9 protein-coding genes are annotated in these 13,151 nt (G+C 55.5%); all 9 read left to right on the top strand.

Going from position 1 to position 13,151, the window contains the following annotated elements:
• Positions 1 to 3: 3 nt before the first annotated feature.
• The 9 genes from DA718_RS17800 (at position 4) to DA718_RS17760 (ending at position 12,729) form a co-directional block, all read left to right on the top strand.
• Complete coding sequence (locus DA718_RS17800; protein WP_112215231.1) at positions 4 to 669, top strand: amino acid ABC transporter permease; 666 nt, start codon at positions 4 to 6, stop codon at positions 667 to 669.
• Positions 669 to 1,325, top strand: a complete 657-nt coding sequence (locus DA718_RS17795) for an amino acid ABC transporter permease (protein WP_167492880.1) — start codon at positions 669 to 671, stop codon at positions 1,323 to 1,325. The genes DA718_RS17800 and DA718_RS17795 overlap by 1 nt, the downstream gene beginning before the upstream one ends.
• Positions 1,306 to 2,046, top strand: a complete 741-nt coding sequence (locus tag DA718_RS17790) for an amino acid ABC transporter ATP-binding protein (RefSeq protein WP_004131222.1) — start codon at positions 1,306 to 1,308, stop codon at positions 2,044 to 2,046. Before DA718_RS17795 ends, DA718_RS17790 begins: the two co-directional genes overlap by 20 nt.
• Before the next feature lie 10 nt (positions 2,047 to 2,056).
• Positions 2,057 to 3,298: a pyridoxal-phosphate-dependent aminotransferase family protein gene (locus DA718_RS17785; RefSeq protein ID WP_112215229.1), complete on the top strand. Its 1,242-nt coding sequence runs from the start codon at positions 2,057 to 2,059 to the stop codon at positions 3,296 to 3,298.
• Positions 3,295 to 4,545, top strand: a complete 1,251-nt coding sequence (hpxK, locus tag DA718_RS17780) for an allantoate amidohydrolase (RefSeq protein ID WP_112215228.1) — start codon at positions 3,295 to 3,297, stop codon at positions 4,543 to 4,545. The genes DA718_RS17785 and hpxK overlap by 4 nt, the downstream gene beginning before the upstream one ends.
• Before the next feature lie 514 nt (positions 4,546 to 5,059).
• Positions 5,060 to 6,745, top strand: a complete 1,686-nt coding sequence (locus tag DA718_RS17775; RefSeq protein WP_112215227.1) for a ShlB/FhaC/HecB family hemolysin secretion/activation protein — start codon at positions 5,060 to 5,062, stop codon at positions 6,743 to 6,745.
• A 33-nt stretch (positions 6,746 to 6,778) separates the two neighbouring features.
• Positions 6,779 to 11,902 (top strand): two-partner secretion domain-containing protein, encoded by a 5,124-nt coding sequence (locus tag DA718_RS17770; RefSeq protein WP_112215226.1) that lies wholly within the window; start codon positions 6,779 to 6,781, stop codon positions 11,900 to 11,902.
• 51 nt (positions 11,903 to 11,953) lie between these two features.
• Positions 11,954 to 12,286 carry a hypothetical protein gene (locus tag DA718_RS17765; RefSeq protein WP_112215225.1) on the top strand — a complete coding sequence of 111 codons (333 nt, stop codon included), beginning with the start codon at positions 11,954 to 11,956 and terminating at the stop codon, positions 12,284 to 12,286.
• A 107-nt stretch (positions 12,287 to 12,393) separates the two neighbouring features.
• On the top strand, positions 12,394 to 12,729 hold the full coding sequence (locus DA718_RS17760) for a hypothetical protein (protein ID WP_112215224.1): 336 nt from the start codon (positions 12,394 to 12,396) through the stop codon (positions 12,727 to 12,729).
• The last annotated feature ends 422 nt before the right edge of the window (positions 12,730 to 13,151 follow it).

The raw sequence follows: 13,151 nt of genomic DNA, 5'->3' as shown, positions 1-13,151 counted from the left end.
GGCATGACGGAGCAACTTCATTTTTCTGAGCTCTGGCCGCACTGGCCGGAGCTGCTGGCGGGGCTGTGGGTGACCATTCAGCTGACGGTGCTGGCGACCATCGGCGGCCTGACGATAGGCATTTTGGGCGCGGCTATCCGCAGCGGGCGTACCTCGTGGTTCAGCCGAATTTGGGGCGGGTATGTCGAACTGATTCGCAACACGCCGTTTGTGGTTCAGCTATTTTTTATCGTCTTCGGCTTACCGAATCTGGGGCTAAAGATGACGGCGGGCGAGGCCGCGCTGCTGGCGATGGTGGTGAACCTCGGGGCCTACAGTACCGAGATCGTGCGTGCCGGAATTCAGGTGACGCCGAAAGGGCAGTGGGAGGCAGGGCGCGTGCTGGGATTGACCCGAACGCAGACCTTTATTCAGGTGATTTTGCCGCCCGCGCTACAGCGTATTTATCCGGCGCTGGTGAGCCAGTGCATTATCGTGATGCTCGGTTCATCGGTGGTGTCGCAGGTCTCTTATGAAGAGCTGACCTTCGCCGCCAACCTGATTCAGTCGCGCACCTTCCTCAGCTTTGAGGTGTATCTGGTGACGACGGGCATTTATTTAGTGCTGTCGATAACGATGCGCCAGCTGCTGATGGCGGCAGGGCGTAAATGGCTGGGGGTGCAGGCATGATGACCACCTTTACTGATTGGGACATAGTCCGCAATCTGCTGCTGGCCGGGCGCTGGACGGTGCTGCTGTCGCTGGTGGCGTTTATCGGCGGTGCGCTGGTCACTCTGCCGTTATTGCTGCTGCGTATGACCGGTGGACGCCAGGTAAAACGCCTGATCCGCGGCTATATCGAACTGTTTCAGGGAACGCCGCTGCTGATGCAGCTGTTTCTGGCTTTTTTCGGCGTAGCGCTGTTCGGCATTGACGTTTCGGCATGGACCGCGGCGTCGCTGGCGCTAACGTTTTATACCAGCGCCTTTTTGCTCGATATCTGGTTTGGCAGCATTCGCGCTCTACCAAAAGGGCAGTGGGAAGCGTCGCGCTGCCTGGGGTTGAGCTTTGGTCAGACTCTATGCCGGGTGGTGGCCCCGCAGGCGCTGCGGATCGCTATCGCCCCAACGGTGGGGTTTGCCGTCCAGGTGATTAAGGGCACGGCGCTGGCGTCGATTATCGGCTTCGTCGAGCTGACGAAAGCGGGCACGATGCTGACCAACGTGACGTATCAGCCGTTTAAAGTCTTTGCGCTGGTGGCGCTGGGCTACTTCATTCTGTGTTACCCGCTGTCCCGCTACAGCCGTTATCTGGAGAACAAATTCAATGCCTCTCATCACCATTAATCAGATGCAGAAGTATTACGGCGATAACCACGTGCTCAAGGGCGTCGATCTGGATATCGATATGGGCGAAGTTATCTCGATTATCGGCCGCAGCGGGTCCGGCAAAAGCACGCTGCTGCGTTGCATTAATGGTCTTGAGGGCTATCAGGAAGGCAGCATTAAGCTCGGCGGGATGACCATCACCGACCGCGATTCACAGGCGCGGGAAATCAGCCGTTCTATCGGTATGGTGTTCCAGAACTTTAACCTGTTCCCGCATATGACGGCGCTGGAAAACGTTATGCTGGCACCGCGCCGGGTACTGAAAAAGAGCGCCGCTGAGTGCCGCGAACTGGCCCAGCGGATGCTGGAAAAGGTCGGGCTTGGCGACCGGCTTGATTACTACCCGTCGAGTCTTTCCGGCGGCCAGCAGCAGCGCGTGGCGATTGCCCGGGCGCTGGCGATGTCGCCAAAAGTTTTACTCTGTGACGAGATAACCTCGGCGCTGGACCCGGAGCTGGTTGGCGAAGTGCTCAAAGTGCTGGAGCAGCTGGCGGCGGAAGGTATGACGCTGATTCTCGTGACCCATGAAATGAATTTTGCCCGCGAAGTGGGCGACCGCGTAGTGTTTATGCATCAGGGACGGGTCTGGGAGCAGGGCGACAGCAAAACGCTGTTTGCCAATCCGCAGACCAGCGAGCTGAAGCAGTTTATTTCATCCGTGCGCGGCCTCAATCAATAAGGACTTAAAGATGGATATCACTCAGTTTTCGCAAATCAACCCGCCGTCACGCCTACTGATGGGGCCTGGCCCGATTAACGCCGACCCGCGCGTGCTGCGCGCTATGTCGAGCCAGCTTATCGGCCAGTATGACCCGGCGATGACCCACTATATGAATGAGGTGATGGCGCTATACCGTGGCGTATTTCGCACCGAAAACCGCTGGACGATGCTGGTGGACGGTACCTCGCGGGCGGGGATTGAAGCGATTCTGATTTCGGCTATTCGTCCCGGCGACAAGGTGCTGGTGCCGGTGTTTGGCCGCTTTGGTCATCTGCTGTGTGAAATCGCCCGCCGCTGCCGGGCGGAAGTACACACTATAGAAGTACCGTGGGGTGAAGTTTTTACCCCGGATCAGGTTGAAGATGCCATCAAACGCGTGCGCCCGCGCCTGCTGCTGACGGTACAGGGCGATACCTCAACCACCATGCTGCAACCGCTGGCGGAGCTGGGGGAAATCTGCCGCCGCTACGACGTGCTGTTTTACACCGACGCCACCGCCTCGCTGGGCGGCAACCCGCTGGAAACCGATGCCTGGCAGCTGGATGCGGTGTCGGCGGGGATGCAAAAATGCCTCGGCGGCCCGTCCGGGACGTCGCCGGTGACGCTCAGTGCGCGCATGGAAGAGGCCATTCGCCGCCGTAAATGCGTTGAAGAGGGGATCCGTACCGATGCCCATCGCGACGGCGACGAAGAGATGATCTACTCCAACTACTTCGACCTCGGCATGATTATGGATTACTGGGGGCCGGAGCGCCTGAACCACCATACCGAAGCCACTTCGGCGCTGTTTGCTGCCCGCGAATGCGCGCGTCTGATCCTGCTGGAAGGTCTGGATAACGGTATCGCCCGCCATAAGCTGCACGGTGACGCACTGGTAAAAGGCATCCAGGCGATGGGGCTGGAGACCTTCGGCGATCTGAAACATAAGATGAACAACGTGCTGGGGGTGGTGATCCCACAGGGGATCAACGGCGACCAGGCGCGCAAGCTGATGCTGGAAGATTTCGGCATTGAAATCGGTACCTCGTTCGGCCCGCTGCACGGCAAAGTGTGGCGTATCGGCACCATGGGCTACAACGCGCGTAAGGATTGCGTAATGACCACCCTCAGCGCGCTGGAGTCGGTGCTCAACTATCTCAAATTCTCGACCACTCAGGGGGCCGCGATGCAGGCCGCGTGGGATCACTATCGCAGCGAGAGCGCGCAATGAGTCAAACAACACGCCAGCAGGCGGAGATACAGCAGGCCGCAGCGCGGGTTATGGCCCGCGCCGATGAGCTGGCCGCAATCAGCGAAACGCCGGAGGGATTGACCCGAGTTTATTTGTCGCCCCAGCATCTGCAGGCCAACCAGCAGGCGGCGCTGTGGATGACCCAGGCCGGAATGACCGTCTGGCAGGACAGCGTCGGCAATATTTGCGGGCGCTACGAAGGTGAACAGGAAGGCGCACCGGCTATCCTGCTGGGGTCGCATCTTGATACCGTGCGCAACGCCGGGCGCTACGATGGCATGCTCGGCGTACTGACGGCGATTGAGGTGGTGCACAGTTTGCACCAACAGGGGCGGCGGCTGAAAAAGGCTATCGAGATTGTCGGTTTTTGCGATGAAGAGGGGACGCGGTTTGGCATTACGCTGCTCGGCAGCCGCGGGCTGACCGGTACCTGGCCTGAGAGCTGGCTGGCGCAGACCGATACCGATGGCGTTAGCGTGGCGCAGGCGATGGTGCTGGCCGGGCTGGATCCGGCGCGTATTCACCTTGCCGCCCGCAGCCAGGAGGAGATTGCCGCCTATCTGGAGTTGCATATCGAGCAGGGGCCGTGTCTGGAGCAGGAAGGGCTGGCGCTGGGCGTGGTGGAGGCTATCAACGGCGCACGCCGCCTGAACTGCTGCTTTACCGGCGAGGCAGGGCACGCCGGGACGGTGCCAATGAGCCATCGCAAAGATGCGCTGGCCGCCGCCGCCGAGTGGATGGTGCTGGTAGAGACTCTGACCCGCGAGCAGGGTGGGAATCTGGTTGCTACGGTAGGGACGCTGCGCTGCGCCCCGGGCGCGGTTAACGTGATCCCCGGCGAAGTGACGCTGACCCTCGATATTCGCGGGCCGAACGACCAGCCGCTCGATGCGCTGTTGAACAGGCTACTAGCGAGTGCGCAGGAAATTGCTGCCCGCCGCCAGCTGCAGTTCAGCGCCGAAGAGTTTTACCGCATTGCCGCCACCGCCTGCGATAGCGAATTGCAGCGGGTATTAAGCGAGGCGGTGCAGGAGGTGCAGGGGGTGGCAGTTAGCCTGCCGAGCGGCGCCGGGCATGACGCCATCGCTATCGCCGAACGTTGGCCGTCAGCGATGCTGTTTGTGCGCTGCAAAGGCGGCATCAGCCATCACCCCGCCGAGTCGGTCACCGCCGACGATGTGGCGCTGGCGATAGACGCGTACTCGCGCGCGGTGTTGAAGCTGTAAACGGCTCCCGGAGGCGATGCTACGCATCTGTCCGGGCTACTCGCTACCCAACCTTCAGACCGTGCGAACCTGTAGCCCGGGCAAGGCGCTCTGCGCCGCCCCCGGGAAAGGCAGATCAGCATCAACATCCCCCGGGCTGCGGCTGACGCCTTACCCGGTCTATCCAACCTTCAGACCACACGAACCCGTAGCCCGGGCAAGGCGCTCTGCGCCGCCCCCGGGAAAAGCAGACCAGCATCAATATCCCTCGGGCTGCGGCTGACGCTTTACCCGGGCTACCCAACCTTCAGACCGCACGAACCTGTAGCCCGGGCAAGGCGCTCTGCGCCGCCCCCGGGAAAAGCAGATCAGCATCAACATCCCCTGGGCTCCTTGCAATTAAGACACCCGCAGCCATTCGACCGATCACTATTCCTAAAACGGTCATTTTTCAGCCTCAATTGTGGAGAATTTGTGGATTAATCAACGATGTTAATGATAACTATTTGCTCTAAGTCACGAAAATGGAGTTTCGATGCCTGTGCAATCTGCTTTCCCCTGCGCGCTTTTCAGCGCCGCTATTCTGCTGGTTTTCCCCGTTTCACTGGCGGCTGCACCGCTAAGCCCGGCTGACCATAATACTATTGAGCAGCAGCAAAAAGCGTTGCTGGAACAGGCTCAGCAGCAGCGTGACTCACTGCAGGGGGCTTCGTCACCTCCGCGTCTGCCTGATGAACCAGCGCTGAGCGAAAACAGCCGTTGTTATGCGCTTCAGCGCGTGGAGGTCTCCGGCGTGACGGTGCTCTCTCGTTCGGCGCAAACGCGCTTCGCCGCAGTTCCGGCGCGTGGTTGTATGACGTTTCAGGATATCCGCCAGCGCGTTCGGGACATCACCCAGACCTATCTCGAAAAAGGCTACATCACTTCCAGCGCCTGGCTACCGGAACAGAATATCTCCACAGGAAGGCTGAACATTGCCGTGACCGAAGGGCGAGTGGAATCGGTCCGCGTCGACGGCGAAAAAGAAGCGGCGTTGCGAATGGTCTTTCCCGGCGTGGAAGGGCAGGTGCTGAACCTGCGCGATCTGGAGCAGGGGCTTGAGCGCCTCAACCGACTTTCTTCCCGCCAGTTAACTATCGATATCCTGCCGGGAAGTACCGCCGGATACTCGCAGGTTCAGCTGATCCCGACCAGCCCCCGCTTTCCCGTCAGCCTGACGTTTGGAGCGGACAACAGCGGGCAAAAAAGCACCGGACGCGGGCAGATGAACGCCGGGCTGGTGGCGGACAACCTGCTGCGGCTGGCGGACCAGTGGTCGCTCTCCGCCGCCCGCGACAGCGAGTTTCACCACGATCGCCGCAGCCGCAGCCTGCAGGCGGGCGTCACCCTGCCTTATGGCTACTGGCTTTTCAGTGCGCAGTACGGCTGGTCCGACTTTTATCAGCCTGTTTCGACAGGGCAGTCATCCGCCCGCTGGCGTTATGACGGTAGCGTGCAGACTCAGCGTGCGACGGTGAACCGTACCCTGTGGCGCGATGGCAAACAGCGGCTGGCTCTGGATGTTGATTTCACCCGCCGCAAAACCGAAAACAGCCTCGGCGGCGTGCGTCTGAACGTCAGCAGTCCAACGCTCACTAGTCTGACTACCGGCCTTAACTACAGTCGCTCGCTGGCGGGCGGCTGGCTGACGGTCGGTCCCGCTTTCGCTCATGGTCTGGGCATCGCCGGAGCAACGGAAGACGACCCGGCGCATCCGTCGCTCCCGCGCAGTGAATATCGCCGTTTCAGCCTTAACGGCAGCTGGTTTTATCCCGTGACACCTTCTCTGTACTGGCTGACCTCCGCATACGGCCAGACCACCCCCGACACCCTCTATGCCAGCGAGCGCATCTCCGTTGGCGGTCAGTATTCGGTCAGAGGCTTTAAGGAGCAGTATCTGACCGGCAACCGTGGCGGCTACTGGCGTAATGAGCTGACCTGGCAGTGGCTGACCCTACCGCGATTGGGGACGCTGTCGCTGACTGGTGCGCTGGATGCGGGTCATGTGATGAGCGAGAACGGAAAAATTGCCGGCGGCAACGTAGTCGGATCTTCTCTGGGACTGGAGCTGAGCGGGCGCTGGTTTACGCAGTCGCTCTCCGTGGGCTTCCCGCTCGCCTGGCCCGATTCGCTGAGCCCGGATAAACCGGTGGTTTATTGGCAGGCCACCCTCAGGCTTTAACTGGCAGCACAACAAATAAGGATGTTTATCACAATGGAAAAACCACTCCACCCATTAGCGCGGGCGGCAGGCTGGCTGTTGATTTATCTGACCGCCGTGCAGCCGATGCACCCCGCCATTGCCGCCGGTATCACGGCGGCGAACGGCAACAGCAAAGTGGTGATGAAGCCGGGCAACGTCCCGGTGGTCAATATCGCCACCCCCAATTCTGCGGGTATTTCGCATAACCGCTACACCGATTTCAGCATTAACGCGCCCGGCGCGGTGCTGAATAATGCCACCGCTGCGGCGAAATCGCAGCTGACCGGACAGCTTGGGGCAAACCCCAATCTCAAAGGCAAGGCGGCGGAGCTGATTATCAATGAAGTGACGAGCGGCACCCGCTCGGCGCTGAACGGCAAACTGGAGGTGGCCGGGAAGAAGGCTAACGTGATGATTGCCAACCCGAACGGCATTACCTGCGACGGGTGCAGCTTTATCAATACCCCTGGCGTGACGCTGACCACCGGTAAACCGCAGCTGGATAAGCAGGGGGCGCTGAGCGCGCTGGAGGTGAAAAAAGGCAGCGTGATTATCGGCAGCAAGGGCCTTGACGGCGGATCTGCGGAATATGTTGATGTGATCAGCCGGGCGACGGAGCTGAACGGTAAAATTCGCGGTCGCACGGTGAGCCTGACCCAGGGGGCGAACAAGGTTAATTTTCAGGACGGCAGCATTAAACCCATTGCCGGAGAAGGTACGCCCCCTCTGTTGGCGGTAGATACCAAAGCGCTGGGCGGCATGTACGCCAATAAAATTCGCCTGGTGGCCACGGAATCCGGTGTTGGCGTCAATCTTAATGACATCACCTCGACCCAGCGGGACATCTCGCTGACCACGACGGGGAAAATTACCCTAGGCAACGTGAAAGCGCAGACCGACCTGAACATCAGCGCCCGCAGCCTTGCCACCAAGGCGGGCACCAGCGTCAGGGCCGAACGCGATATGACCCTGGCCGCCACGACGTTGGAAAACCGCAGCGCCACCACCGCCCACGGCGATATGCGTATTTTTGCTGACACAGTACGCAACGGCAGCGGTGCTGCACTGCACAGCAACAAGAGTATGTGGATCCAGAAGGACGCGAAGGGGAATAAGGCCAAGCTGGTGGAGAACCGCTCGGCGCGTATTCAGACCAACAGCGGCGATTTGGTGATACGGACGGAGGTACTCAATAACGTCCGGGATACGCTGACATATGGCTGGGTGAATATTAATCCTGATTCGACGGCCTTTGTTAAATTACCCCGACATCGTGCAATTGACTCCATGACTGTACCGGCAAGAGAAGCGCCGATTATCTATGTCACGTATTGGGATGCTGTATTAGCGGGGAAATGGTTTGGTACTGCCGATTTTAACCAGTCAAATCTGGTGAACATGGCCAGAAAAGAGTATCGGCGGACGAGCTCATCCCCCGCATCATCTATTTTGTCCGGTGGTAATAGCTATCTCAATGTCACTCAACTGGTGAACAAAGAAAGTCAAATTCGGGCGAACCGCGATCTGATTATGACCGGAAAAAACCTGAATAATATCAGTGGAGTGACAGGAGTACAGAATACCTGGTTTTCTTATAACGCGGGCTACAGACCGCCCGATAAGGTATCGAATGTTCCGCGTTATGTAAAAGTTTCAGGGAGTAAAGTCAAAACCTACACGCCTCCTAAAACGGGAGAAGTTGTGGAATGGAAAAGCACGAGTTTATCCCCTGCCACCCTAAAAGCAGGCGGTAACCTGGTTGCCGATTTCTCCGATCGCATCGAAAGCAGCGAACCGCATCCCGGCGGCGCTAAATACGCCAACGTCATTGCACGTCCTGACACCATCACCGCCAGTAATATCCTCCTGCGATCCGGCACGATTATTACCAGCGATGTGATGAAGGCGACCGGTGATATTACCCTGCTGGCGGATAAAACCACCCGCATGACCCAGGCGCTGCTGACGGCGGGGAAAGATATCTCCGTACTCTCCGGCGGCGGGCTTGAAGTGAGGCAAAGTGAACTGAAAGGGCGCAACATTACCCTCGTCAGCCGCAGCGGCAACGTCACCTCGCACACCAGCGAAGCACCGCACTACTTCCATGCCGATGGCATTCGCTGGCTGGGGAGCCTGGAAGCCACTGGCGATCTCTTCATTAACGCGGGCGGCAATATTCTGCTCAAAAACACCCGCCTGCCGGTGCAGAGCAAAAATATCGCCATGACGGCGGGCGGTGATATCACCGTCGATAAAAACGAAGCGATGCTGGACCATCAGCGCCCCGGCGTTCAGCTTTCTGCAGAGCGAAAACAGGAACTGTTTAACCGCATGCTGCCGGGCGACCCGCTGCGTGCATCGGGTGATATTACCCTCAGCAGCGGTAAAAACCTGACCTTAAAAGGCATTCGTGCGGAGGCTGGCGGGAACATCAGCATGACTTCAAGGGCGCAGGCTGATTTCAGTATGCGTACCCTCAGCGAACGTTTCAGCCCGTACTTCCCCACCAGCCGTACGCCGGAACTGCGTAGCGTGCTGAAGGCAGGCAAAAACCTGCTGATCAACGCAGCGGCGGATATCTCGCTGCCCGGCGCCAGTGTGGTCGCCGGAGATAAAGCTACTTTACAGGCCGGAAGGCATATCCTGCTGCCAGCCAAAGGCTACAGCGTCACCGACAGCAAGAATGACAATAACCATGATGAACTGAACGTATTCAGCAGCATACGCGGCGCAAACCAGCTGACGTTGGCGGCCAGTGGAACGATTCAGGCGGCGGGGAGCAGTCTGACCTCCAGTGGCAATATCTTCCTGACCTCGGGCGGCAATATGCGCTTTGAGGCGGTGAAGGGGACCCAATATCGGGAAAAGGGTAGCAGTTGGAGCGAAGCGGTCACCCAGACCGGCGTCACGCTGAACTCAGGCGCGGCGCTGACGGTGATTTCTGGCGGCAGCATTCTGTTCCAGGCGACTCGTTTGATCGCAAAAGGCACGATGGATGTCGCTGCAAAAGGCGGCTGGCTGTATGCCCAGGCGATGGAGGAGTCGAGCCACTACGAGAAGAAAACCGTCAAGCGCAAGTGGTGGGGCAAGAAAACCACCATCAAAAAGACGAAGCACGAGACGATAAAAAGGGTCACCGAGTTTACCGCCGGGGGCAATATCAACCTGTTGAGCCGCGACGACAGCACTTATGAGGCGAGTAAAATCGCGGCAGGGAAAAACGCTCGCCTCACCAGCACCAACGGAAAGGTCAACTTCCGGGCGGTGAAAAATACCACTTTCGAGCAGACGGTAACTAACTCGAAAGGTTTTTACATTAAGCAGAGCAACCGGGGCTACAGCGAAGATAAATGGGTCCTGCCGTCAATCCATGCGGGCGGTAAGCTGACCATCGATGCGGCTGGCGGCATCAGCGCCGATGTGCGTACCCAAAACGCCCAGACGCTGCAGGGGGCCGTCACGGCATTGGGTGAACTGCCCGGCACCACGTGGCTGAAGGGGTTGAATACCCGCAGCGATGTGCAGTGGAATGCGGTTAAGAATGCTTACGACGGCTGGAACCACCAGAGCCAGAGCCTGAATCCGGTGGTGGCGGCGGTGATTGCTGTTGCTGTTGCTGCTGTGACGGCAGGTGCCGGACTAGCCGCAGCGGCGGCGACCAGTGCGGTATCGGCCACTGGTGCGGCTGGCGCGACTGCGACGATGGTTTATGGTTCTGCCTATGCCGGGATGTCATCTCTGATGTCTCAGGCGGCGGTGGCGCTGGTTGAACACAAGGGTAATCTGTCGAAAACCCTGAAAACGATGGGTAGCAGTAGCTCGGTGAAATCGCTGGCGACGTCGATGGCGATTGGCGGCGCGCTGGCCGGGTTCGACAAGATGATGGCGCTGGACGTTCCGGCAGATAAAGCCCATTTGCCTGTACTTATCAAAGATGAGGGCTGGACCAAAATCGCCCAGCGGGTTGCCGGGCAGTCGGTTATCAGCTCCAGCCTGAACACCGCTATCAACGGCGGCAGCTATAAAGACAATCTGACCACGGCTCTGCTGGCTAACGTCGCTGGTCAGATCAACGCTGAAGGGGCAGGACTGATTGGCGACAACGGTCAGGTGCTGGGTCCGCAAGGTAAAATGCTCAGCCACGCGGTGCTGTCGGGCATCAGCGCCGAGATAGGAGGCGGAAATGGGAAGGGTGCTGCGGCAGGGGCGCTGGCGGCGGAACTGGCTGCTATAACGCTAGGCAATATGTTTGTCGAGCCAGACACTCGAGATAATAAGATTCAGTCTGCGGGAAGAGTTATTGGTGCTATTACAGGGGCAGCGATAACAAATTCAGTTGCTGGAGTAAATAGTGGCGCAAATGCCGCCGAGAATGTACTTCGGTATAATTTTCTAATGCATGAAGAGCCAGCAAAATTTGCGAAAAAACTGGTTAACTGTAAGGGAAACAGCAACTGCGAAGTTGGAGTTCGCAGGGAAATGACTCAAATGTCAGTTCAAAATGAGAAGAGATTTGAGGGTTGCAGAGTTGCCGGAAACGGGAATTGTGTTAACGAAATGCTGATGGGAATCTCTCGTGCAAGTGGCTACAGGGAACTAGGGCTTCAGATTGGTTTTGATATTGCCGGTCAATATCATCAAATGGGTGAAAATGCATATAATCGATTTGATACCTGTGGATGGACTGCCGGTACTGGCTGCGCATTAAAACTGTGGGGTAAAGAAGCGTTAGCGGATGCTACCATGTGGGCCGTTGGATGGGGAGCCGGCAAGTATGTTTTACCTGCTATTGGAAAATACCTTACTGATGTTGGTGTTCTTTCACAGAAAGGTGTTCCTGCATACATAAAGAGTACTCAGGTTGGCTTGGGAAAACCTGAGAAAGTTGATTTTTACAAAAAACAAATGAAGGATGAATCATTTAAATATAATGTAGATGAATTTAAGATCGCAGGTTACAAAGATTCAAAAGGAATGTATTATGTTTCAGAAGGGAATCACCGTATGGTAGCTGCGATTGAGCTATATAATGAAACGGGGAGTACAAGGTATATAGAGGAATTGATAAAAAATGGGAATTGGTATCATCAGGTAAAGTATACAGGTGATAAATTCCGAGTGCCGATGAGGAAATAGTCACTACCCCCATGGTTTTTATGGAATCATGGGGTGCTTATGGAGAATGGGATGAAAAAAAATGAAATTTATTTGGATATGTTGTTCTGGTCATTGCCTCATATAAGAAATAAGTCAACGCAAAGGCCATGGTCAAGAATTAAGGATGTGTCTATTTATTATGAATCAGGATTGATTTATCAATTGGATTCTGTGCTTAGGCATGAGTGCTTTGATAAGAATGATATCTGGTTCTTAAATTCCCAAGCCAGGTGGTACTATGAACATTGCGATGAAAAAAAAAGTATCCTCTATAGTTCTCAACTTGAAAGGATTTCTGCATTGTTTGCCTTGGTTCCTGAGGACATGAAGAAAGAGCTTGAGTGGAGTGGCCCCAAACAGTGAATAAAGTAATAATGCTACTTGTCTGCAATAGTTTCAATGGCTTTTGTGTAATTGTTTAAAAATGAGAAATAAAATTAACAATGCAGCTTTAATCGAGGGAAGTAAAAATGAATAAAAAAGACGTGTATCTGGAAATTTACCGTTGTTCTCTACAACATATCCGGAATGTTTCAAAACTAAGTTTGTGGGGGAGGTTTAGAGATAAATCAGTGTATTATGAGTCTCAGCTAATCCATAAGTTTTGTTTTCTTCTCCGAGGTGAGGTTTTTAATGATGCAGACATTGACTTTTTGAATTGGGGTGCTCGTTACTATTATGAAGAATGTGATATAAAAAAAAGTATTATATACAACGAGCAGTTGAGACGTTTTTCAATATTGTTCTCTTTGGTTCCTGAAACGATGAAGTCTCAATTAACATGGAAAGGGCCTGGGAACGTATAATACGTGGTTTGTTTGTAATAAAGATATTTAGCTGTTCTGATTTTGTAATTAGTAGGGGCATGATTTAAAGTTGGAAAATATTGGGAAAATTGAAAAAAAGTAGTTGAATTTACTATTTGGATGGTCGATATTTTACCATATGCAAAAAATGAAGGTTAACATTTATGAAAATCAATCAGGTGAGTATGCCGGGATAACAGATCTGAGAGTAAAAAGAAATTTTGATGGTAGCGCTCAGTTAGTTATAGGATATGGAAATAGTATCGAAGAAACTTTAGAGGATACTATAAAATACTTTAATCCATGTTGAAAGAAGATGATTTTGACAGGTTAACAGAGGATAGCATCGAACATAGCGAAGGTTCTGATTTTTAATCAGAGTGTTCTCAATATCAATCCTAATTTCTTTTTAATGGTTGTTT

The organism is Klebsiella huaxiensis, assembly GCF_003261575.2.
GTDB lineage: Bacteria > Pseudomonadota > Gammaproteobacteria > Enterobacterales > Enterobacteriaceae > Klebsiella > Klebsiella huaxiensis.
This window is presented reverse-complemented; position numbering and strand designations above follow the sequence as displayed.